Annotated in this window: 22 protein-coding genes; 1 reads left to right on the forward strand and 21 read right to left on the reverse strand. The window is 31.0% G+C overall.

Annotated elements, in window-relative coordinates:
* Positions 1-7: 7 nt before the first annotated feature.
* The 9 genes from DWX29_RS02720 to DWX29_RS02760 form a co-directional block, all read right to left on the reverse strand.
* Positions 8-1,483: a UDP-N-acetylmuramoyl-L-alanyl-D-glutamate--2,6-diaminopimelate ligase gene (locus DWX29_RS02720; RefSeq protein WP_022088365.1), complete on the reverse strand. Its 1,476-nt coding sequence runs from the start codon at positions 1,481-1,483 to the stop codon at positions 8-10.
* Between the two features lie 45 nt (positions 1,484-1,528).
* Complete coding sequence (dapF, locus tag DWX29_RS02725; RefSeq protein WP_117909490.1) at positions 1,529-2,362, reverse strand: diaminopimelate epimerase; 834 nt, start codon at positions 2,360-2,362, stop codon at positions 1,529-1,531.
* Positions 2,363-2,558: 196 nt separating this feature from the next.
* Positions 2,559-3,713 carry a D-alanyl-D-alanine carboxypeptidase family protein gene (locus tag DWX29_RS02730; protein ID WP_118565122.1) on the reverse strand — a complete coding sequence of 385 codons (1,155 nt, stop codon included), beginning with the start codon at positions 3,711-3,713 and terminating at the stop codon, positions 2,559-2,561.
* Between the two features lie 84 nt (positions 3,714-3,797).
* A complete protein-coding gene (gene scpB / locus DWX29_RS02735) occupies positions 3,798-4,367 on the reverse strand; it encodes an SMC-Scp complex subunit ScpB (protein WP_022088362.1) in 570 nt (189 codons plus the stop codon).
* A 16-nt stretch (positions 4,368-4,383) separates the two neighbouring features.
* Entirely contained in the window at positions 4,384-5,127 is a 744-nt protein-coding gene (locus DWX29_RS02740; protein WP_117909494.1) for a segregation/condensation protein A, read from the reverse strand.
* 69 nt (positions 5,128-5,196) lie between these two features.
* Complete coding sequence (locus DWX29_RS02745; RefSeq protein WP_243003019.1) at positions 5,197-6,399, reverse strand: D-alanyl-D-alanine carboxypeptidase family protein; 1,203 nt, start codon at positions 6,397-6,399, stop codon at positions 5,197-5,199.
* Between the two features lie 50 nt (positions 6,400-6,449).
* Positions 6,450-8,546, reverse strand: coding sequence for a sulfatase-like hydrolase/transferase (locus DWX29_RS02750; RefSeq protein ID WP_118565123.1), 2,097 nt, complete (start codon positions 8,544-8,546; stop codon positions 6,450-6,452).
* On the reverse strand, positions 8,536-9,297 hold the full coding sequence (gene udp, locus DWX29_RS02755) for a uridine phosphorylase (RefSeq protein ID WP_022088358.1): 762 nt from the start codon (positions 9,295-9,297) through the stop codon (positions 8,536-8,538). Before udp ends, DWX29_RS02750 begins: the two co-directional genes overlap by 11 nt.
* Positions 9,298-9,428: 131 nt before the next feature.
* Positions 9,429-10,601: a phosphopentomutase gene (locus tag DWX29_RS02760; RefSeq protein ID WP_022088357.1), complete on the reverse strand. Its 1,173-nt coding sequence runs from the start codon at positions 10,599-10,601 to the stop codon at positions 9,429-9,431.
* Between the two features lie 374 nt (positions 10,602-10,975).
* Between DWX29_RS02760 and DWX29_RS02765 the strand changes: the two genes are divergently transcribed.
* Positions 10,976-12,004: a 3-deoxy-7-phosphoheptulonate synthase gene (locus DWX29_RS02765; RefSeq protein ID WP_022088356.1), complete on the forward strand. Its 1,029-nt coding sequence runs from the start codon at positions 10,976-10,978 to the stop codon at positions 12,002-12,004.
* 153 nt (positions 12,005-12,157) lie between these two features.
* On the opposite strand, the gene xerD is transcribed toward DWX29_RS02765, so the two are convergent.
* From xerD to rpoZ, 12 genes are all read right to left on the reverse strand, one after another.
* Positions 12,158-13,042 (reverse strand): site-specific tyrosine recombinase XerD, encoded by an 885-nt coding sequence (gene xerD, locus DWX29_RS02770; protein ID WP_117910200.1) that lies wholly within the window; start codon positions 13,040-13,042, stop codon positions 12,158-12,160.
* Between the two features lie 235 nt (positions 13,043-13,277).
* Positions 13,278-13,826 carry a hypothetical protein gene (locus DWX29_RS02775; RefSeq protein WP_117910199.1) on the reverse strand — a complete coding sequence of 183 codons (549 nt, stop codon included), beginning with the start codon at positions 13,824-13,826 and terminating at the stop codon, positions 13,278-13,280.
* A 53-nt stretch (positions 13,827-13,879) separates the two neighbouring features.
* Positions 13,880-14,422: an NUDIX hydrolase gene (locus tag DWX29_RS02780; RefSeq protein ID WP_022089049.1), complete on the reverse strand. Its 543-nt coding sequence runs from the start codon at positions 14,420-14,422 to the stop codon at positions 13,880-13,882.
* A 56-nt stretch (positions 14,423-14,478) separates the two neighbouring features.
* A complete protein-coding gene (gene proC, locus DWX29_RS02785) occupies positions 14,479-15,276 on the reverse strand; it encodes a pyrroline-5-carboxylate reductase (protein WP_022089048.1) in 798 nt (265 codons plus the stop codon).
* A gap of 128 nt (positions 15,277-15,404) precedes the next feature.
* Positions 15,405-16,958 (reverse strand): ribonuclease Y, encoded by a 1,554-nt coding sequence (gene rny, locus DWX29_RS02790; protein WP_243053220.1) that lies wholly within the window; start codon positions 16,956-16,958, stop codon positions 15,405-15,407.
* Between the two features lie 166 nt (positions 16,959-17,124).
* Positions 17,125-17,739 carry a regulatory protein RecX gene (locus DWX29_RS02795; protein ID WP_118565124.1) on the reverse strand — a complete coding sequence of 205 codons (615 nt, stop codon included), beginning with the start codon at positions 17,737-17,739 and terminating at the stop codon, positions 17,125-17,127.
* Between the two features lies 1 nt (position 17,740).
* Positions 17,741-18,784, reverse strand: a complete 1,044-nt coding sequence (recA, locus tag DWX29_RS02800; protein ID WP_118565125.1) for a recombinase RecA — start codon at positions 18,782-18,784, stop codon at positions 17,741-17,743.
* 475 nt (positions 18,785-19,259) lie between these two features.
* Complete coding sequence (locus DWX29_RS02805; RefSeq protein WP_118565126.1) at positions 19,260-20,549, reverse strand: aminotransferase; 1,290 nt, start codon at positions 20,547-20,549, stop codon at positions 19,260-19,262.
* A gap of 99 nt (positions 20,550-20,648) precedes the next feature.
* Positions 20,649-21,125 carry a CinA family protein gene (locus tag DWX29_RS02810; RefSeq protein ID WP_022089043.1) on the reverse strand — a complete coding sequence of 159 codons (477 nt, stop codon included), beginning with the start codon at positions 21,123-21,125 and terminating at the stop codon, positions 20,649-20,651.
* Between the two features lie 239 nt (positions 21,126-21,364).
* Positions 21,365-21,898: a CDP-diacylglycerol--glycerol-3-phosphate 3-phosphatidyltransferase gene (pgsA, locus tag DWX29_RS02815; RefSeq protein ID WP_117910195.1), complete on the reverse strand. Its 534-nt coding sequence runs from the start codon at positions 21,896-21,898 to the stop codon at positions 21,365-21,367.
* A 19-nt stretch (positions 21,899-21,917) separates the two neighbouring features.
* Positions 21,918-23,249: a 30S ribosomal protein S12 methylthiotransferase RimO gene (gene rimO / locus DWX29_RS02820; protein WP_118565162.1), complete on the reverse strand. Its 1,332-nt coding sequence runs from the start codon at positions 23,247-23,249 to the stop codon at positions 21,918-21,920.
* Between the two features lie 77 nt (positions 23,250-23,326).
* Positions 23,327-23,572, reverse strand: a complete 246-nt coding sequence (rpoZ, locus tag DWX29_RS02825) for a DNA-directed RNA polymerase subunit omega (protein WP_022089040.1) — start codon at positions 23,570-23,572, stop codon at positions 23,327-23,329.
* Between the last annotated feature and the right edge of the window lie 3 nt (positions 23,573-23,575).

The following is a 23,575-nucleotide window of genomic DNA, read 5'->3' on the forward strand; positions in this document are numbered from 1 at the left end:
GTCTTATTTATAATATTTTCTTTACTTCATCTTCATTGATAATTTCATCAATAAGAACTCTCTCATCCATCGGATATTTTACACCTTTAATTTCCTGATAATCTTCATGTCCTTTTCCAGCAAGAACAATAACATCTCCATCATTTGCATTAACAATAGCGTATTTTATTGCTTCTTTTCTATCCGGAACTACAACATATTCTCCATCAGCTTTCTTAATTCCCGTAATAATATCATTTATAATATCCATAGGTTCTTCAAATCTAGGATTATCAGATGTAACAATTGTTAAATCTGATAATTTAGATGAAACTTCTCCCATTTCAAATCTTCTTTCAGCTGAGCGATTTCCACCACAGCCAAATAATGTAACTATTCTTTTCGGATTATATTCTTTAAGACTCGTAATTAAACTTTCTAAACTCATAGCGTTATGAGCATAATCAATCATTAATGTAAATCTCTTTGAAACCGGAATAATTTCAACTCTTCCCTTAACTTTTACATCAATCAAAGCCTTCTTAATATCTTCAATGCTGTTAGTAAAATGTTTGCATATAGCAATAGCACATAATGAATTATATACACTAAATTTTCCGGGTATATGAATTTCTACAGGGAATGATAATTCTCCTGATAAATTATAAGATACGCATAAGCATCCCGGTTTTGTAAACAATTCAATATCATTAGCCTTAAGATCACATTCATTATCAATGCCGTATGTTTCAATATCACATGTATGACCATCTAATATCTTATCTAAGAAGTCCGCATCTGCATTTATTATTCCATGTTTGCATTGTTTTAAAAGCAATCCCTTACAATGTGCATATTCGTTAAAATCTGCATGTTCATTAGGACCGATGTGATCTGGTTCTATATTTGTAAAAACTCCATAATCAAATTGAATTCCTGCAACTCTGTTTTGTTTTAATCCTTGAGATGATACTTCCATAACAACACATTCGCATCCCTCTTCAACCATCTTTGCAAAACTTTGTTGTACAACATATGATTCAGGCGTTGTGTTGCTTGCAGGTATTTTTTTATCTCCAATAATTGTTTCTATTGTTCCAATTAAGCCTGTTTTTATTCCAACACTTTCTAATACCTGACGTATCATATATGTAGTTGTTGTCTTTCCTTTAGTTCCTGTTATTCCAATTGTTTTTAATTTATTAGCAGGATATCCAAAATAGGCAGCAGACATATAAGCTAGCGCTTTTCTGTCGTCATTAACTTTTACAACAGTTATATTTTCAGGGGCCTTAACTTCATCAGTAACTATTAAAGCCGTAACTCCTTTTTCAATTGTCTGTGGTATAAATTTATGCCCATCTACGCCTGTTCCTTTTATGCACACAAACACATCATCTTTCTGTGCCTTTCTTGAATCATACACTATATTATTTATATCAATATCTAAATTGCCCTGTACAAGCACATATTCTATATCTGTGAGTAAATCTGATAATTTCATATTATTTTCCATGCATAGACTTAACAGTCTAATGTTCCTTTCATTTTATATATCATATTCTCCCGTAAAAACAACTCTTGCAGGTCCTGTCATATATACAGTATTTTCATCCTGATTATATTCAATCTCTAATTCTCCACCTAATAGTTTTACAGTTACCTTATTTTCTGTAAGCCTGTTTAACACACTTGCAACTACGCTTGCGCAAGCTCCTGTTCCACATGCAAAAGTTTCACCTGAGCCTCTTTCCCACACTCTCATTTTTACTGTCTTCTTATCAATAATCTGAATGAATTCCGTATTTACTTTATCTGGGAAAATTTCATTATTTTCAAACTTAGGTCCGATTTTTTCTATTTCAAGATTATCTGTATCATTTATAAATGTAACTGCGTGAGGATTACCCATTGAAACGCATGTTATGTTAAATGTCTTTCCATCTACCTTTACAGGCTTATTAATCATCTTTTCATCGTCATATTTAACCGGGACTTTATCGCACTCAAGAATTGGTGCTCCCATATTTACTCTGACAGTTTTAACTTTTCCATTTTCAACATTTAATTTTAAAGTCTTAATTCCTGATAAAGTTTCAACTGTTATTACATCTTTATCTGTCAGGTTAAAATCATAAACATATTTTGCAACGCAACGGATTCCATTTCCACACATCTTTCCTTCTGAACCGTCAGCATTGTACATACACATTTTAAAATCAGCTACTTCTGATGGATTAATTATTATAAGTCCGTCTGAACCTATTCCAAAATGTCTGTCACTAACTGCTATAGCAACTTCATTGGGATTATCAATTTTTTCTTCAAATCCGTTTACGTAAACATAATCATTTCCGCAACCTTCCATCTTTGTAAACTTCATAAACTCTCCTGTTCTTCCTGCTACTTATAATCAATAATAAGAGATTGTATCTATTAATTTCAATTTGTTTATTTAAAATATACTATTTTTAAAAAACAAATTTGGTATAAATATACCACATATAAATATTAAAGTAAAACATTTTAATTTATATCATTGGCGTTTAAAATCTTGTATATCACTACACCTATTTGATTTAAATTAAAGAAAAAAATATCAAAAAAAATTTTTTTAAACAATATTTAAATTCATACTTTTTAATATTATGTTTTGCCTTAATCTCTATAGCTTTTATTTTAATATTATTTACATATATATTTTCGTATCCAACAACTTCATTCTTAAAAATTGGTGCATTCTTTTTGGATATTACTATCTTTTTATCAACTTTATCGTCATTTTTAAGCAGCAATCCAAATTTTTCATTCGTATATGTATTTAATATATTTTCTACCCCATTCCTAACATCGTATTTAACAAAATCATTCTGTATATCGACTATTTCTTTATAATTATAATTTTCACCATATTTCATTAAGCTTAAAGTGTCATTCCATTTATATCCTTTATTAGGTGGCCATCCACATGCAAGAACACATGAAATTAGTTTTTTATTTTCATTTTTTAAAGCACCTACAAAACAATATCCTGCATTTCCTGTAAATCCTGTCTTTATACCTATTGCATCACTCATTTTATCTAGAAACGCATCTTTATTACTTACAGAAACTCTTCTTCCGTTTTCGCTTACAAAAGAATAGTTTCTTGTATTTGTGATTTTTACAAACAGTTCATTATTTGTTGCATACATGCCTAAAAGAGCCATATCGTAAGCAGTTGAATATTGATTTTTGGCATCAAGCCCATTTGGTGTAACAAAATTTGTATCCTTCATTCCAATATCTTTTGCTTTAATATTCATTAACTCTGCAAATTTTTCAACACTTCCAGCTATATGCTCAGCGACTGCTACAGCGACATCATTATATGACTCTAACATCATTGCGTATAGTAAGTCTTCAAGTTTATATTTATCTTTTGAGTCTAAATGCATTTTAACCTTTGGCATAGCTATCGCATAATCAGACGGAGTAACCATATCACCAAGATTTCCATTTTCGATTACTATTATACATGTCATAATTTTAGTCGTGCTTGCCACAGACACTTTATTGTGTGCAGATTTTTCATACAAAATTCTACCTGAGTCCCCATCTATTAAAACAGCAGACTTTGCGTATTTTACTACTTTTTCCTCATCAGCATTTATTTTATAAATACAAAGTATATTACATGCGATAATTATCGTTATACAAAAACTTATCAATCTATAAATACTTTTTTTAGACATAACTCCCCCTGGTCATATTTTACATACTAATTAAAAAAATAAAGAAGCCAGATTTATATTCCAGCTTCTTTGCTACTTTATCTTTTAGTCATTTGATTTAAGAGAAACTTCTTTTTCTGCTTCTTCTTTTATTTCTTCTATAACATCAGGATTAATCTCAGGTAGATTTTCTGAAGAGTCAACTCCAAACCTTCTCAAAAATTCTTCTGTAGTACCAAAAAGTAACGGTCTACCCGGAGTATCTAATCTTCCAACCTCCTGAACCAATTCGTATTCAACTAGTTTATTGACTGCAAAATCACTTTTTACTCCTCTGATACTTTCAATCTCAGATTTTGTAATCGGCTGCTTGTATGCAATAATAGAAAGTGTTTCCATCATTACATCCGTAAGCACCTGTCTTCTTGGTTGCTTTGCAACTTTTATTAAATAATCATACATTTCAGGTTTAGTACATAACTGATATGCATTTTCTAACTCGATTATTCTAATTCCTCTTGAATCACTTTCAAGTTCCTTCTGCATATTTGCAACAATCTTTTTAACTTGAGCTTTAGTTAATTCTAAGGCCTTTGCAATCTTATCTATTTCTACTGATTCTCCCATAGTAAATAATATTGCTTCTATGGCAGCTTCATAATTATTTGTTTCCATTAAATCTTACACCTACTCATTCCTTTGTGCTAATAATTATATCATCAAATGTCTTTTCCTGACTTACATTAATCTCTCCCACTTTAATCAGTTCTAATACTGCCAGGAATGTAACTATAACTTCCATTTTTGATGTCTGGTTTTCAAGCAACTGTTTAAAGCTGCATTTATGCTTTTTTACAGCTACTTTTTTCACATAAGTTATTTTATCAGTAAGGCTGACCTCCTCCATTTCAATTTTACCAAATTTACTTCTTACAGGGTCAATCTTATCTATCTGGCGTTTAATTACTGTATCAAAAATTTCTTTTAACTTATTTAAATCAACATCCTTTAAAATTTCATCTAAATCTACAGGCGGTTGATATTTTGCAACTTCTTCAGGAATTGTCGGTTCTTTATATAGTGACTTTCCCGCATAAAGCTGCATATCTTTAAGTTCTATAGCTGCATATTTATACATTTTATATTCGATTAATTTTTGAACCAAATCTGTTCTCGGATCAATTTCTTCACCATCTTCATCAACTTCTTTAGGCAACAGCATTTTACATTTTATATCAATTAACGTTGATGCCATTACCAGAAATTCGCTGGCAAGGTCAAGATTTTCTTCTGCTAATTTACTTACGTACTCTAAATATTGTCTTGTAATTTCAACAATAGGTATGTCATAAATGTCTACTTTATTTTTTTCTATCAAATGCAAAAGCAAATCTAATGGTCCTTCAAACACTTCAAGTTTTACTTCTAATTCCATGTATCTTACTCTTTCAAATTAATATCATTGTTAATTTTACATAAATTCATGTATTTTTTCAACTCATTTTTAAATGCAGCATCTAAATACATTTTTAAACATTTTTAAATATTCTGTTATAAAATTATTCTTTTCTACATTTTCATACGATATTATTTCTGTTTCTCCTATTTTTTCTTTGTCAATAAAATATTCGCATACACCAAGTTTATCCCCCTTTTTAACCGGAGCCTTAATATTAGTTTTAATCTTATCTTTGCTTTTAATGTTGCTAATATCTCTGTCCTTGATTTCTACATATGAAAATTTATTTTTAACCCCTGATTTTACGTATTCTTTTTTACCATTCTTTATTTTCACATTACCTTTATGCACATTTTCATCCTTATAAAATTTGCATTTTGAGAATCCATAATTAATCAGTTTTTCTGACTCAGAAAATCTTGCTTTATAGTCAGGCGCTGCCATTATTACCGACACCAATGTGACATCATTTTTCTGTCCTACAATAGATACGCAATATTTTGCTTTTGATGTGCTTCCTGTCTTTAACCCCTTTATGCAATCATTTGTTTTAAGTAATTTATTTGTATTTGACAGAACAAACTCCTTTTCTCCCTTATCCGTTTTATGAATTATGGTTTCCATCCATATTGTTGAATATTTAAATATCTGCGGATATTTTGTAATTAATTCTGAAGACATAATCGCCACATCATTTGCACTCGAATAATGGTTATCAGAATCCGTAAGTCCACAACAATCTTCGAAATTAGTATTATTCATATTTAGTTTTTTAGCTTTTTTATTCATTCTATCAACAAATTCGCTTTCAGAACCGGCTATGTATTCAGCCATGGCAACCGAGGCATCATTTCCTGACGCAACAACAATACATTTAATTAGTGTTTCCACACTTTGCTGTTCTCCTGTTTCCAAAAACACTTGTGAACCACCCATGCTTTTTGCGTGTTCACTTGTCGTTACCATATCATCCAATTTAATTTTACCCGCTTCTAATTCTTCAAAAATAAGTAATAGCGTCATTATTTTTGTTATACTTGCCGGACATAATTTCTCATCCCCATTTTTGTTTACCAAAATTGTTTTAGATTCAGGCTCCATCAGTACTGCCGCCTTAGCTGTTATTTCTTTTTCTATTGATGAATTTTCAACAGTTTCATTTTTGTTGTTTTTTGCAAAGACACTTTTACTAAAGATAAATGTAAACATCAGACAAACACAAAGTATGTATATAATTATTTTCTTCATAAAAAACTCCATTACAACCTATATAACATTGTAATGGAGTTTCATTAAAATTATTCTTTATTTTTTTTATTCTTTCTATTTTTCTTAGTTTCAGGTACGGTTGTCTCAGGAATTGTTGTTTCTTCCTGTGGCATTGCCAGATTTTCCGATTCAAAAATAATCGGATCTGTCTTCTTCAACACATGAGTATCTGAATTCTGCTGGTATACAGAGAAACTGTCTCCATCTTTCAAATCGCCATAATTTATCATTAATGTGCTATCATCAATAAATACAGTAGAAACTTTTTCGTCATTTATATAAACTTTACTATAATTTGTGAAGTTCTTTCCATAAATATAAACTGTTCCACTTCCATCATTCATTGGCGAAATTGATGAAACAGACACCTTTGTAAGACCAAACTGAATATCTGTTGCTACATATGGATTATCACCACCATAAAGCAAATGATCCCCATACAAGCTGTCATATTCAAGATTTTGTAAACCATCTGCATAATCATCATCATTCTTGTGCTTTTGTGTATAATTATTGATTGTACCTGCAGTCATATTTAATCCGCCAAGAATTTTTGACTGTAACTGGTATGCTTCTATATCTTCGTCTTCGTATTTTGTCTTAAAATTAGACCAGATAACATACTGTGTCTGATATACATCACCATTTTCAAGTTCTGATTCCGTTATACCTAAACTTGGCAAATGATCTCCATACATAACTAATATTGTATCTTCATCTCTCTTAGAAAGAGTTTCCACAAGTTTCTGTATAAATTTATCCATTTCATTTATCTGCCAAACATAATACTGATACTGATTTGTCTTTGCCTGATCATCTAATCCACTTACAGTAATCGGATAATCATAGTCTCCTTCAGTAGGATAACTTCCGTGTCCCTGTACAGAAATTGTATAAATATAATCCTGTCCTTCTGTAGAGTCAAGTGCTGCAACTATTTCATCTGTAAGGAAATAATCTTTTGCCCAACCCATAGGAGTAAAGTCATCAATATTCATTGTTTCTATACTTGAAAATGTATCGTATCCTAAATTTGAAAATACTACATTTCTACTATAAAAAGTTGCTGTATTATCATGAATTGCATGAGTAGCATAACCATATTCCTTTAAGTTATATGCTATACTTTCACATGTTGTCTCTTTTAAAATTGTTTTAAAAGGATATTCACCAGGGCCAAAATCATCCAGATTCATTCCTGTCATAACTTCAAATTCTGTATTTACAGTTCCTGCACCTACAATTGGAACATCTAAATATCCACTTGGATACTGTTCCATCAGGCTTTCAAAATATGGAACCGGATTTTCAGAAAAAGTTATATTTGTCATATTGTTAATATCAAAAAATGACTCTAACTGCAAAAATATTATATTAGGCTTTTTCTTTACCTTCGTTTCTTCTACATCTGCAGTCAAACTTTTTATTGTTTTATCTGAATAGTCTGCCGGCTTATCTACACCTGTATTAACCAAACTGTTAGTAAAGCAGTAAACAAAACCATAGTCTCTGTAACTGTCAGCCAGATTTCCAAATTTAGCTGACAATAATGATGAAGCAATTCCTAAATTAATTGCGCCAAAACCTATCACCCATATAATTGCTATTGCTATTATGTTACGAACATAATTAATTTTATGATTTACTTTAGGTACTTTAATCCAAACAAATACTAATCCTACAACTGCTAAAATCGCTAAAGCTATAATAAGTATGTATGCAAAAGTATTTAAATATTTATTCATTACATCCAATGCACTATCAATAAGCATCATGTCTACCGCAGTAAATGGTGTAACTCTATACGATAGCAATACACAGTTGGCTATACCAAATATAATCCAAACAATCGATATAATTGATATACCAAAAAATCTTCGTCTCATCAGTAATGTAACTGACAACGTCATTAAAATTATTATCGAATTACATATAAAAACATATGGGCTTGAAATAAGATAAAAAATTCCTTTTAGGAAAGAACCTCTTGCCAACATTTCAATAATAAGATTAACTAGTAATGCAACAGTAATATACATATAAATTATATGTTTATTATAAGTTTCCTTAAAAAAATGTTTTACTTTAATTAATTCCTCTTTTGCTTTTTTAATGTTATCTAACATCCCTGTCTTCCTCTATTAAAATTTTTATAGCATCTACAGCAACTTTTATAGCCTTTTCGGTATTAAGACAGTCCTCTTCTACAAATCCTGCCTTCTTTCTTTCCTGATTCCATACTACATTAAACACAGAACCACATCTAACGCCTAAAGTCGCTGCAACTGTATACAATGCAGCTGATTCCATTTCACTTGCAAGCACTCCCAAACGTTTCCATGCTTTCCATTTATTTAGCAGTTCATAAGACACCGGCATTCGCTCAGGTGCATGCTGTCCATAAAAAGAATCTTTACATTGTACCACTCCACAATGATACACTATTTTATTTTTTTTGCAAGCATTAACTAATGCAGTTGCAATAGAAAAATCTGGAACAGCTGGAAATTCAATTGGTGCATATTCTCTACTTAACCCTTCATTTCTAATAGCTCCGGTTGCAATAACACAATCTCCCGATTTTACTTTCATGTTAATTCCGCCACAGGTTCCTATACGCACAAATGTATCCGCTTTACACGCAACCAGTTCTTCCATTGCTATTGCAGCTGAAGGACCACCAATTCCTGTTGAAGTAACAGAAACTTTTTTCCCTTCTAAATATCCTGTATACGTAACGAATTCTCTATTTCTGCTTATAAACTTTGCATCATCTAGATGAGATGCTATTTTTTCACACCTGCCCGGGTCTCCCGGAAGAATTACATATCTTCCAACGTCATTTTCATCTACCTGTATATGATATTGTTTTCCCATATAGTACCCTCCTGTTCAATCCTCTAAAATCATATGATATAATATCAAAAATGGGAATAATGCAAACACATCCTCAAATAGCAAAATCCATTTTTGTACTCTAATCATTATATTTTTCAACTAAAACAATGCTAAAGAATTTTATTTAAAAAACTTTCACCATTGCTTATTTTTACACCAAATATTTCTGCTATTGTAGCTCCAATATCAGAAAATGAATTCAATATTCCCAAATCTACTCCATTTTTACAATTCTTAGAATATGCAATAACAGGAATATATTCTCTTGTATGATCAGTTCCTTTAAAAGTAGGGTCACAGCCATGGTCTGCATTAATTATAAGTAAATCATTATTCCTTAAATTATCAATTATTTGAGGCAATCTGCTATCAAAATCAATAAGTCCCTGTCCATAACCTTCTACATTTCTTCTGTGTCCCCATTTTGAATCAAACTCTACTAAATTTGTAAATATAAGCCCCTTTTCTAGTTCTTTCATTTCATCTAATGTTTTATTTACGCCATCCATATTATCCGTTGTATGAATTGCCTTTTCTATTCCGCTTCCACAAAATATATCATTTATTTTTCCAACTGCCGTAACACTAATTCCATTGTTTTGTAATATTTTAAGCAAATTAGAGTCTGATGGTTTAACTGAAAAATCTCTTCTATCGCTTGTTCTTACAAAGTTTCCCGGATTGCCATCAAATGGTCTGGCAATTACTCTTGCCACGCTATCATCTCCACAAAGAATCTTTCTGGCATTTTCACACATTTCATATAATTCATCCAAGCTGTAAACAGATGTATGACATGCCACCTGAAAAACACTGTCAGCTGAGGTATATACAATTGGTTTCTTCGTCTTAATATGTTCGACTCCATATTCTTCTATTACTTTCGTTCCCGAACCAACCTTATTACATAATATACCCGGTAAATTTGAAGATTCTATAAACTTATTTATTATTTTTTCATTAAAACCATTTGGATATACTTTAAAAGGAGTCTCCGTAATTATCCCCGTCATTTCCCAATGACCAACTGTTGTATCCTTTCCTTTAGATTTCTCCATAGCTTTACCATATATTCCAACAGGATTTACTACATTTCTAATATTTTTATTCACACCTTGTATATTCCCAATCCCAAGTTTTTCTAAATTAGGAAGTCCAAACCCCTCTTTTGATTCATAAATATGTCCAAATGTGTCAGCACCTTCATCTCCAAATTTATCAGCATCCGGAAGTTCACCTATACCTGCACTATCTAATATAATCCAAATTACTCTGTTTAACATTTAAACCACCTCCACAAACAAAATATCGCTCTAGATGTGTAGACAAATTAATCTTAATCTAACTTTTTACATCATTTTATATGTTTATTATACTACTTTTACTTTTAAAATAAAAATATGATGGCATATTTTTTCTTTATTGAAGAATTAAATTTATATGGTATAATGAGCGTTAGCGATGGGTAACCTTCAATTACCTTATATGGTGAATTTTATCTTATAATTGATTATTTTTAATCAAAAATGCATTGAATAAAAGCATTTTCTAACAAGTAAGTTGATTATATTTAATCAACATTTTTATTCTGATTAAATCAGAAATAATTTTATTCCCATACATCCTATAACGACTTTTACTAAAGGAGAGCAAAATTATGAGTTATGAATTTTTCAGAAAACTTCCGACTCCATTGGAAATCAAAACAATGTATCCGGTGTCAGATGAAGTTGCAAAACAAAAAGAATTAAACGATGCAGAAATTCGCAAAGTTTTCACAGGCGAACTTGACAAATTTTTATTAATCATCGGTCCTTGCTCAGCTGACAATCAGGAAGCTGTTGAAGACTACATTTCAAGACTTGCTAAAATTCAGGAAGAAGTTAAAGATAAACTTCTTATCATTCCAAGAGTTTACACAAACAAACCTCGTACAACAGGTAAGGGATATAAAGGTATGTTACATCAGCCTGATCCTGAAAAGAAACCTGATTTGCTTCAAGGGTTAATCACAATAAGACAGTTATTCTTAAAGTTAATGGAAGATACTAAGTTACCTTTAGCAGATGAAATGTTATATCCTGAAAATTACAGATATTTTTCAGATTGCTTATCATATGTAGCTATTGGTGCAAGATCTGTTGAAGATCAGCAGCATCGTTTAACTGCAAGTGGAATTGACATTCCTGTCGGAATGAAAAATCCAACAAGTGGAGATATTTCAATCATGTTAAATTCAATTGAAGCTGCACAATGTGGTCATTCTTTCATCTATAGAGGATGGGACGTTCAGACATCCGGAAACGATTTAACACACGCTATATTAAGAGGTGCCGTAAACCAATACGGTCAGTGCATCCCTAACTATCATTATGAAGATTTAATTAATTTACATGATTCATATATGGACAAGGGATTTGCAAATCCTGCAGTTATTATCGATACAAACCATTCTAATTCAAACAAAAACTATTTAGAACAGATTAGAATAGCTAAAGAAGTAATGCATAACAGAAAACATTCTGACGACATGAAGAAATTCGTTAAAGGTCTTATGATTGAAAGTTATATTGAAAACGGAAATCAGCCATTATCTGAACATACATATGGTAAATCTATTACTGATCCATGTTTAGGTTGGGACTTATCTAAAGAATTAATTTACGAAATTGCTGATCAAGCTTGATGAAATAAAAATCCGACAGACATTTTAGTACTGTCGGATTTTTCTATATTAAACTATCTAAAACTTTACCGGATAATAAAAACCATGGCTTTATCAACCACAGTTTTATTTATTGCATTCAATTTATGTATACTAATTACTCTTTTATATAACCTATGCTTTAGGATGTGCCCTATCATAAGCTTCCCTTATCTGCCTGTTTTCAGCATTCAAATACATATGGGTTGTTGACACATCTGAATGTCCAAGCATAACCTGTACAGACTTTAATGCTGCACCATTATTAATTAAATGCGTTGCAAATGTATGTCTTAACACATGCGGAGTGATTTCCATATCTATTTCCGCTTTATTACCATACTGTTTTATAATTTTCCAAAAGCCCTGTCTGCTCATTGTTTTTCCTGAGCAATTAAGGAACAGGCAATCACTTTCATTATCGCCAAGCAAATAATCTCTTCCATTTCTCAGATACATTACTAATGCTTTTTTTGCATCGCTACCAAATGGAATCATTCTTTCTTTTGTTCTGTCATGACAAACTACATATTCTAACTCAAGATTAACATCTTTTAATTCTAATGTGATAATCTCTGTAACTCTCATTCCTGTAGCATAAAGTAATTCTAGCATTGCTTTATCTCTCAATTCTTTTGGAGTATCTCCACTAGGTGCACTTAAAAGTGCATCAACCTGATTTAAAGTCAATACATTAGGTGCATGTTTTTCTATTTTAGGAGCTACTAATTTTAAGGCATAGTTTTTCTCGACCAATCCCTCGTTAAACAGATAGTTAAAAAAGGATTTTATACTTACTATTGATCTTGTTATAGTAGATGATTTACGTCCTAATTTATGCAAACATTCAACATATCCAACTAAATCACTCTCATTTATCTGTTTAAAATCATCTATTCCTTTATTTTCTAAATAATCCACAAGTTTCTTCAAATCTCTTCTGTATGATAATTCAGTATTTTCAGAAATATCTTTTTCTTTATGCAATTTTATTATAAATTTTTCAATTTCCAAATGCATATTCCGTCTCCTAATTCATCCTAAAACAACATCACACAAAAGATTTTATAGTCGCATATTATGTGTCATTTTATAGTCGATTACTATTAATTATATATTTCTTTTACGATAAAATCAAACACATTTTTGCATCTATTTACATTCAAAATTATATAAATATATTATTTTTGCAATAAATACACTATATATCGTTTGATTCATTTTTAATCAACTACATATTGGTCAAAATATTTTATTAAAAAAATATAATTTTAAATATAAATGCAATAAAGGAACTAAGAATTCCTATAAATCCTATATTTATGAAAAGGAGATTTCCCATAATAACGCATTTATATTTTATGTTTGTTTTTGTTTGTTGTTCATAATTAATCATATATTTTTCGATAAAAAGAACATAAAGCAATTGAAGACTTTTTTCCAATATATATATGAATACTGATACTATGAAAATAAACCCAGGTCTTTTCAACAACATACATAACTGAATCATAAAAGTTAAACCAACATAAACAATATATATATCTATAAAATATTTTCTATATTTCGTTATTCCAATAAAATTTAGAAATATCATTTTTTTCATTTCGTAATATATAGTAAAAAAAATCATACTATCTAATTTTATTTGAACAAACTTTCTATCTATCAACAAACTTTCACAATATTTATTTACAAAATAAGAATCTGTCCATAAATACCTAAACATCATAAATCCTATAATATTTCCGAGTATAAATGCACAGATTCTAAATTTAGTTTTTGAGAACTGCCATCTTACCATATAATCACTCTTCATTAAAGTGTATTATATAATATGCAATTACATTTATTTTATCACTTATTACAACAATACTTATTATAATATGTTAAAATTGCCGAAACAGTTTTGGCATCGTTAATTTCATTTTTCATAATCTTTTCTAATAATTCCTCTACAGAATATATTTCTAATGTAATATCTTCGTCTTCATCGAAATTCTGCTGAGACTCTTTTAAATTAAAAGCAACATATACATCTATTTTTTCCTGAGAATATGCTATTGCAGGAATTAATGTCTGTAAAAATTCGATTTTTTCAGATGTATAACCTGTTTCCTCTTCAAGTTCACGGGCTGCACATACTTTAGTAGGTTCATTTGCTCCATCTAAACCTCCTGCCGGAATTTCCAATGAAAACTTGTCTACTGCATTTCTCCACTGTCTCACCATAATTATTCTTCCATCATTCGTTACAGGAATAATTGCTGCAGCACCTTTATGTTTTATCAAATCCCATTTCACAGTATGATTCTTCGGTGTAATAATTGTATCCTTACAAAAATCAATTATGGCACCTTTATAAACAATTTCTCTATTTATTCTATTAAACTCCTTCATATATTTCTCCACTCCATATTTCAAAAATCAAATAGACATTTATAAAAAACGACAAATTATTTTATATTTTCACACTTATCAAAACAAGCTTCTGTTGCTTTCATAATTGCACTTCTAAATCCATTATCTTCTAAAACCTTAACAGCATCTATTGTTGTTCCTGCCGGCGAACAAACCATATCTTTTAAGATTCCCGGATGTGCCTTTGTTTCTAAAACCATCTTTGCTGAGCCGTAAACTGTCTGAGCTGCAAATTCATATGCATCCTGTCTGCTCATACCACATCTTACTGCTCCATCTGCAAGTGCTTCAATAAACATAAATACATATGCTGGTGAACTTCCACTAGCACATGTAACTGCACTCATAAGTTTTTCATTAACAATTTTCATCTTACCAATTGCCTTAAATATCTTTTCAATAATATGTTTTTCCTCCAGATTAAATTCTGTAGGATTATAAGCAACTCCTGTCATACCTTCACCAACTAACGCCGGAGTATTGGGCATTGCTCTAACAATTCTTGCATCAAATCCAATTCTGTCTTTCAATTGTTTAATTGTAATTCCCGGTGCGATGGAAATAACAACATTTTCTTTTTCTATTTCATCTGCTATATCTTTTAAGACATCATTATAAAACTGAGGTTTAACCGCAAGTATTAAATATTTAACACTACGTACAACATGTACATTAGAATCAAGATAATCAACTTTAGTTTCATTAGAAACCTGCTTCATTCTATCTACATTTACATCATAAAATACAATATCCTGTACATCAAATTCACGTAAAGCACCCTTTAACATTGCATATCCCATATTACCCATTCCGATAAATCCAATTTTAGCCATATATATTTACCTCCAACATCTTTTCTGTAAAAGTATATCATAATAAAAAAAAAGTGCAATTAACTTGCACTTTTTTATAATTTTATAAAGTATTATTTCGTATAGCCGAATGATTATGTAATTAAAATCTATTTAGCATAATCTGTTACTCTGCTTTCACGAATTACATTAACTTTAATCTGACCAGGATATTCTAACTCAGCTTCTATCTGTTTAGAAATATCTCTTGCCATGAGTACCATATCAGCATCAGATACTTTCTCAGGTACTACCATAACTCGAATCTCTCTTCCTGCCTGAATAGCAAAAGACTTCTCAACTCCTTCAAATGAGTCCGTAATATCTTCTAACTGTTTTAATCTGTTTGTGTATGTTTCAAGTGTTTCTCTTCTAGCACCCGGTCTTGACGCTGAAATCGCATCAGCTGCCTGAACTACACAGGCAATAAGGCTTTCAGGTTCAACATCACCATGATGTGCTTCAACTGCATTAATTACAATTGCAGATTCTTTGTATTTTCTACAAATATCAACACCTAACTGAATATGTGTTCCTTCCATATCGTGGTCAACAGATTTACCTATATCATGTAATAAACCTGCTCTCTTAGCAACTCGAACATCTAATCCGATTTCAGCTGCTATCAACCCTGATAAATGAGCAACTTCAATTGAATGCTTTAAGGCATTCTGTCCATAACTTGTTCTGAACTTCATTCTTCCTAAGAGTTTTATAAGTTCAGGATGTAATCCATGTACTCCAACTTCTAAGGATGCTGCTTCACCCTCTTCTCTAATCATTGTTTCAACTTCTTTTTGAGCTTTCTCAACCATCTCTTCGATTCTGGCCGGATGAATACGTCCATCTACAATCAGCTTTTCAAGTGCAATTCTTGCAACTTCTCTTCTAATTGGATCAAAACTTGAAAGAATTACTGCTTCAGGTGTATCGTCTATAATCAAATCAACACCAGTGAGAGTTTCTATTGTCCTAATATTTCTTCCCTCTCTACCAATAATTCTACCTTTCATTTCATCATTAGGAAGATTTACAACTGAAATTGTAGTTTCTGAAACATGATCTGTTGAACATTTTTGAATTGCATTAACAATTATGTCCTTAGCTCTCTTTTCAGATTCTTCCTTTACTCTTGCTTCATTTTCCTTGATTAATTTTGCTGTTTCATGTTTTACTTCTTCTTCAACAGTTTTCAATAAATAATCTTTTGCTTGTTCGGAGGTTAATCCAGAGATTCTTTCTAATTCCTGTACACGCTGCTCATTAAGTGATTCAACTTTAGCTTTCATAACAGCTAACTCTTCCTCTTTAACCTTAAGTGTAGCTTCTTTCTTTTCATAGCTATCCATCTTTTTATCAATGGTTTCTTCTTTGTTAAGAACTCTTTTTTCGTAACGTTGAATCTCAGCTCTGCGTTCTCTTACTTCCTTGTCTAACTCATTCTTTGTCTTGAGATTTTCTTCCTTTGCTTCTAATAAAGCTTCTTTCTTCTTAGATTCTGCTGTTTTAATTGCCTCATCTATGATTTCTCTTGCTTTGCTTTCAGCATTTCCAATCTTCTTTTCACTTACATTCTTTCTATATAACGAAGTGATAACTGAGGAAATAATAGAGAATACAACTGCGACTGCAACTACTATAATAGCCACTAATTCTGGTTTCACAGGAGCACCTCCTTATTAAATTTTCATTGTACAAACACAACAAATTAATTTTACTCCCAAATCAATGTTATGTCAAGTAAAAAGGGGGTACTTATCCTGTCACATATACCATCATTTCTTACTACATATTGTATAAATATTAATTGAACAAACTAACATTTGTGCATTACCATTCCGTATCATAGTTGGTGTACTTAAATAGTGCTTCCTGTATTTCTCCATAAGAAAATCCTTTTCCTAACAGATATCTGCACATCTTGTTATACTGTGTCTTATCATTCAAATCATATTTTTTTATAATCTTTTCTATTAATTTATTTAATGCCTCTTCATTAGATAAATCCATTTCTAAAAGAACTTTACTGACATTTTCCTTATTAACTCCTTTTTTATATAATTCAAGTTTTATTTGTTTTATACTTTTCGAATTTTGTTTAGAGGATATATAGAGTTTCGCATATCGTATATCATCTACATAACCATATTTCTTTAAAAATTCAATTGCATTATTTATTATATCTTCCGGGTAATCACCTAATTTTAACTTATCTCTTATCTGTTTTTCTGTCTTATCCATATCTTTTAATAAAAATAATGAGCGCTCACGCGCTCTCTTATTTAAGATATTATACATTTCATTATAAGACTCATTCGAAAACTGAGAATCTGCTTTTATTCCCAGTTTTCGAACTTCTCCTTTATATAATTGAACTACGATATCGTCATCGATTATAATTCTACATTTCTTTCCTATATCTTTTATTTCAGTAATATAGTGCATGTTATTCCTCTACCTTACCATTATCCTGCTCTTCTGATTCACTTTCCTCATCATGTGAAGAAAAATGTTCACGAACTTTCTTTTCTATTTCGTTCATAGCAGCTTCATGTTCTCTTAGATATATCTTGGCATTTTCTCTACCCTGGCCAATCTTCTCACCATTATATGCATACCATGCGCCGCTCTTTACAACGACTCCAATTTTAGATGCTAAATCTAAAATATCTCCTTCTTTAGATATTCCTTTACCAAACATAATATCAAACTCAGCTTCTTTAAACGGAGGAGCTACTTTATTCTTAACAATCTTTACTTTAGCACGGTTTCCAATCATCTCTCCACCTGCTTTTAATGTTTCAACTCTTCTAACATCAATTCTTACAGATGAATAGAATTTCAATGCTCTACCACCTGTTGTGGTTTCCGGATTACCAAACATAACCCCAACTTTTTCTCTTAACTGGTTAATGAAAATAACAGAACAATTCGTCTTATTTATAACACCTGTTAATTTTCTTAATGCCTGTGACATAAGTCTTGCCTGAAGTGCTACATGTGTATCACCCATCTCGCCATCAATTTCAGCTTTAGGAACTAATGCCGCAACTGAATCAACAACAATTATATCAACTGCTCCTGAACGAACCATTGTATCGGCAATTTCTAATGCCTGTTCACCAAAATCAGGCTGTGAAATATATAAATTATCTATATCAACACCAATATTCTTAGCATAAATCGGATCAAGTGCATGTTCAGCATCAATAAACCCTGCAACTCCGCCCTGTTTCTGTACTTCAGCAATCATATGTAATGCAACCGTTGTCTTACCACTTGATTCAGGGCCATATATTTCAATAATTCTTCCCTTAGGAATCCCTCCAATTCCAAGTGCTATATCAAGGCTTAATGAACCTGTAGGTGTTGAATCTACATTCATCTGCGCCCTTGAATCCCCAAGTTTCATAATTGATCCTTTACCATGATCTTTCTCAATCTTAGCAATCGCTGCATCGAGTGCTTTTAATTTATCTTCTTTATTCATTTCGTTCCCTTTCTGTTCGAACTTATGTTCGTTATGTTATTATCTTATTATAACATTGAACCAATGTCAACCTTTTTTTATTACGGACGCTATTATAATATCACATTTTATATTTAAATTGCAATATTAAATTTATTGTTTAAATATTTTTATTAAAACTTTATCGTCACAATCAGCATTTTAAATATATATTACAGACAATTAACAATTTAAGTATATATTTGAATAGTTACAAACCAATCCTAATCAAACTATAAGATTAGTCTCTCCAATGCATGACAACTAACGATTCCATCTTCAAACATTAGTCCGGATACAATTAAAGCCGTATGAAAATTATGTTGCATTCTATCGCACTAATTACTCATACGGCTTATTTATATATTTATTTTTAGATTTATTTTTTATCAAAAATAATAATTGCTTAATGACATCAAAATCAAACTTAATCCTAATATTTCAAAATAAGATTATCTTACTTAGTTTCAAGCAATTTTTCAATTGCAGCAATTTTTGTACAAACAATCAATATTTTACTTGCATCGATCAATTCTTCAGGTGAAGGATATGATGGTGCAATTCTAATATTGCTATCTTTAGGATCTATTCCATATGGGAAAGGTGCTCCTGCCCCTGTGAGAACCATTCCTGCTTCTTTGCACATATTTACTACTTTCTTTGCACAGCCTTCCATAACATCAAAAGATATGAAATATCCACCATTTGGCTTTGTCCATGTAGCAATTCCATATCCATCTAATTCAGTATCAAGCATTTTCAATACTGCTTCAAACTTTGGTCTTAATTTAGCTGCATGTTTAGCCATATGTTTTTTTACACCTTCAGCATTCTTGAAATATTTTACATGACGAAGCTGATTCATTTTATCAAATCCGATTGTCTGTACTGACATTCTCTTCTTAATTTCATCAACATTTGCTACAGATGAAGCTATCGCAGCTATCCCTGAACCTGGGAATGTAACTTTCGATGTTGATGCAAATTCGTACACCATATCTTCATTTCCTGCTTTTTTACATTCATCAATAATATTTAATATAGTATCCTGTTTTTCTTCTTCATCGTATAAATGATGAATAGCATATGCATTATCCCAGAAAATTCTAAAGTCTTTAGCTGCCGGTTTAAGTGCTGCCATTCTTTTTACAACTTCATCTGAATAAGACAATCCTGTTGGATTTTCATATTTTGGTACACACCAAATACCTTTTATAGATGCATCTTTAGAAACTAATTCTTCAATCATATCCATATCAGGTCCATCTTCTTTAAGTGGAATATTTATCATTTCAATACCGAAATGTTCTGTAATACCAAAATGTCTGTCATATCCAGGCACCGGGCATAACCATTTTACTTTATCTAATTTACACCAAGGAGTTTCACCCATAATTCCATGTGTATATGCTCTTGAAATTGCATCATACATTAAATTAAGACTTGCATTTCCGCCAATAATAACATTTTCCGGATTACACTCCATAATATCAGCCATCATTTTTTTAGCTTCCGGAATTCCATCTAAAACGCCATAATTTCTGCAATCTAAACCGTTTGATGCCTTTAAATCACTTTCTGAATTAAATACATCTAACATATCCATTGACAAATCTAATTGGTCAGGTCCCGGTTTTCCTCTTGACATATCCAAACTAATTCCGGATTCCTTAATCTTATTGTACTCTTTGTAAAGTCCTTCTAATTCTTCCTGCAATTTTTCTTTGCTATATTCATTATAAAACATTAGTGGGCCTCCTATCCTTTTTTCGTCTATAAGATTCTATAATAAAATTAAGTATTATTCAATCATTTTTTATAATATTTTGTTTTGTATAGCATTTACTTAATTTTTTAAAGTCATTTTATTTAAGGCAATTTCCAAAATTTTATCTGCAGCCTGAGTACGTACTTCATATCTATCTCCTTTAAATATATGCTTTTCACAGGAAACTTCTCCATTATAATAACATCCAAAATAAACTAACCCTACAGGTTTATCAGGTGTTCCTCCTCCCGGTCCCGCAATTCCGGTTGTGGATAATCCAAGCTGGGCATTTGCTGCTTTTGCGCATCCAATTGCCATTTCCATTGCACATTCTTTACTTACAGCTCCTTCATTGTCCAAAATTTCTTTACTTACCCCTAATAATTTTGCTTTTGATTTATTAGCATAAGTTACATATCCTTCGTCAAATACTTCAGATGCTCCTGAAACATTTACAATCTTTCCAGCCACTAAGCCTCCTGTACATGATTCTGCTGTAGAAACTTTTTCGTTTCTATCTAATAACATTTTAACTAATCTTTCCTCTAAATTCATTTTATTCCATCCATTTCAATTATCTTATATATTAATTGAATACTCCTTTCTCCCGGTCAGTTGTGGGATTTTATTATTAGCATACTGCATTAAAACCAGCCAAATATATTTATATAAAAACATAGATGCCTACTTAAGCAGACACCTATCCTTTTATTTTTACTTAATTTATTTTAAGCTTAATGCCTGACTATTTCAGACAACGTATATTTGTTGTACATATAAATATTTTTAAAATATTACCCCTTTAGTACATCTACATTCTTATATACATAATCTACCATTGAAATAATCGTGAGAGCTAATGATATATATATTAAAGCAGTTCCTATAACTCCCATAAATGTATAAGGCAAATCAATAATTAATACAATAATCATAATCATTTGGAATGTTGTTTTAAATTTACCCCACCAACCTGCAGCAAGAACAACTCCTTTATCTGCAGCAAGTGTTCTAAATCCACTGATAAATAATTCTCTACTGATAATTATAATTACAATCCATACTGGAATTTTACTTTCTGATAAACAAATTAAAGCAGCGCTTACCAACAATTTATCTGCTAATGGATCCATAAATTTTCCAAAATTTGTAACAAGATTGTATTTTCTTGCAATCTTTCCATCAAGTAAGTCTGTTAAACTTGCAACAATAAATATTCCAACAGCGATATATTTGTCTATACCTCCAAAAATATCAGCCAACATAAAACATACAAAAAACGGTATTAAAATCACCCTGAAAACCGTTAGTTTATTTGGTAAATTCATCTTTTTATCTCCTTCTCATCTATTTGTATTGAAGTTCACCTATCAAATCATAATCATTTGAGCCTGTAATTAATACATTTACAAAATCACCCGTCATTAATTCTTCATCGGTAATTACAAAAACATTACTGTCAACACCCGGTATGTCCATATATGTTCTTGCAATATATGCGTTTTCTCCTGAAATTTTTCCTTCAATATAAGCCTTCATAACCTTTCCAATCATTTTTTCAGAAAAATCAAAGGCAATTTCCTGTTGAAGTTCCATAATTTCATCTCTACGTTCTTCTTTAACTTCTTCCGGAATCTGATTTTCCATCTTTTCAGCAGGTGTTCCTTCTTCTTTTGAATATGTGAATACACCTAATCTTTCAAATTCCATTTCATCCACAAAATTCATAAGAATTTCATGATCCTTTTGTGTTTCTCCGGGAAATCCTGTAATTAAAGTTGTACGAAGTACTATGTCAGGTATTTCTTTTCTTAGTTTTGCAATAACATCCCTTAATTCCTGATTAGTTGTTCTTCGTCCCATCCGTTTTAATACATTATCACTTGCATGCTGAATAGGAATATCTAAGTAATTACATATCTTATCTTCACTTGCAATGGTATGAATCAATTCATCATATATTTCTTCCGGATAACAGTATAACACTCTAATCCATTCGATGTCTTCAATCTTGCATAATTCCTTTAATAAAATATGAAGTCTTTTTTCTCCATATATATCTTTTCCATACATTGTTGTTTCCTGGGCAACCAAAATCAACTCGCGTATGCCTGACTCAGCTAAATCTTTTGCTTCAGCAATTAAATCTTCCATTGGCACACTTCTATAGTCTCCTCTGATTTTTGGAATAATGCAATATGTGCAATGTTTATCACAACCTTCTGCAATTTTTAAATAAGCATATCTGTCTGTTCCAGCATTACCACGTGGTGCTTTTGTACCGGCTAATAGATTTATATTTTTAATATATTGCTTTTTTTCATTCTTATTAAAATAATCTTCTACTATAGTTACAATATCATCAATAGCCGTAGTACCAACAACAATGTCTATTTCAGGAATTTCATCTTTAATTTCTTCATGATATCTTTGCGCAAGGCATCCTGCTAAAACCAAAGCTTTACAATTTCCTTCTTCTTTCATTCTTGCCATATTAAATATTGTTTCAATACTTTCTTCTTTTGCATCTTTAATAAAACTACAACTATTTATAATTATAATATCAGCCTCAGTTTCATCAGAAGTAAATTCATAACCTGCTTTTCCTAAAAGTCCTATCATGTGCTCTGAATCAACTAAGTTTTTATCACAACCTAATGAAATAAATAAGATTTTCATTTTATCTCCTACAAAACAAGAGACTTTTGTAAAATGAATCATTCTATATGTCATTCTACAAAAGCCTCCCTTATTTTCTAATTTTCGCTTTCGTCGTCTCCTAAGATTTTAATCTTAGATTTGTATAATTCTTCTACTGCGATAGAAAGTGGTTTCTTATCATCAGCATCATCAATAAGTGGTGCATCACCTGCAATTATCTGTCTTGCTCTCTTTGATGTAGCCATAACAATTGAATATCTGCTTTGTACTACCGGATGTTCACCTTCCTCAACGTCGCTGTTTGCTATTGCCATTAAATCTGAATATGATGGATGTAACATAAT

The organism is Eubacterium sp. AF19-12LB, assembly GCF_003479125.1.
Classification (GTDB): Bacteria; Bacillota; Clostridia; order Lachnospirales; family Lachnospiraceae; genus Eubacterium_U; species Eubacterium_U album.

Bases quoted from the DNA above. Each gene is read 5' to 3' on its own strand.
- rpoZ (WP_022089040.1), bottom strand. From the start codon at position 23,572: ATGTTACATCCATCATATTCAGATTTAATGGCAATAGCAAACAGCGAC.
- DWX29_RS02745 (WP_243003019.1), bottom strand. From the start codon at position 6,399: ATGAAGAAAATAATTATATACATACTTTGTGTTTGTCTGATGTTTACA.
- rimO (WP_118565162.1), bottom strand. From the start codon at position 23,249: ATGAAAATCTTATTTATTTCATTAGGTTGTGATAAAAACTTAGTTGAT.
- DWX29_RS02775 (WP_117910199.1), bottom strand. From the start codon at position 13,826: ATGGTAAGATGGCAGTTCTCAAAAACTAAATTTAGAATCTGTGCATTT.
- DWX29_RS02795 (WP_118565124.1), bottom strand. From the start codon at position 17,739: ATGCACTATATTACTGAAATAAAAGATATAGGAAAGAAATGTAGAATT.
- DWX29_RS02740 (WP_117909494.1), bottom strand. From the start codon at position 5,127: ATGGAATTAGAAGTAAAACTTGAAGTGTTTGAAGGACCATTAGATTTG.
- DWX29_RS02750 (WP_118565123.1), bottom strand. From the start codon at position 8,546: ATGTTAGATAACATTAAAAAAGCAAAAGAGGAATTAATTAAAGTAAAA.
- udp (WP_022088358.1), bottom strand. From the start codon at position 9,297: ATGGGAAAACAATATCATATACAGGTAGATGAAAATGACGTTGGAAGA.
- proC (WP_022089048.1), bottom strand. From the start codon at position 15,276: ATGGCTAAAATTGGATTTATCGGAATGGGTAATATGGGATATGCAATG.
- DWX29_RS02730 (WP_118565122.1), bottom strand. From the start codon at position 3,713: ATGTCTAAAAAAAGTATTTATAGATTGATAAGTTTTTGTATAACGATA.
- DWX29_RS02720 (WP_022088365.1), bottom strand. From the start codon at position 1,483: ATGAAATTATCAGATTTACTCACAGATATAGAATATGTGCTTGTACAG.
- DWX29_RS02805 (WP_118565126.1), bottom strand. From the start codon at position 20,549: ATGTTTTATAATGAATATAGCAAAGAAAAATTGCAGGAAGAATTAGAA.
- DWX29_RS02760 (WP_022088357.1), bottom strand. From the start codon at position 10,601: ATGTTAAACAGAGTAATTTGGATTATATTAGATAGTGCAGGTATAGGT.
- dapF (WP_117909490.1), bottom strand. From the start codon at position 2,362: ATGAAGTTTACAAAGATGGAAGGTTGCGGAAATGATTATGTTTACGTA.
- DWX29_RS02810 (WP_022089043.1), bottom strand. From the start codon at position 21,125: ATGAATTTAGAGGAAAGATTAGTTAAAATGTTATTAGATAGAAACGAA.
- DWX29_RS02780 (WP_022089049.1), bottom strand. From the start codon at position 14,422: ATGAAGGAGTTTAATAGAATAAATAGAGAAATTGTTTATAAAGGTGCC.
- xerD (WP_117910200.1), bottom strand. From the start codon at position 13,042: ATGCATTTGGAAATTGAAAAATTTATAATAAAATTGCATAAAGAAAAA.
- DWX29_RS02765 (WP_022088356.1), top strand. From the start codon at position 10,976: ATGAGTTATGAATTTTTCAGAAAACTTCCGACTCCATTGGAAATCAAA.
- pgsA (WP_117910195.1), bottom strand. From the start codon at position 21,898: ATGAATTTACCAAATAAACTAACGGTTTTCAGGGTGATTTTAATACCG.
- scpB (WP_022088362.1), bottom strand. From the start codon at position 4,367: ATGGAAACAAATAATTATGAAGCTGCCATAGAAGCAATATTATTTACT.
- recA (WP_118565125.1), bottom strand. From the start codon at position 18,784: ATGAATAAAGAAGATAAATTAAAAGCACTCGATGCAGCGATTGCTAAG.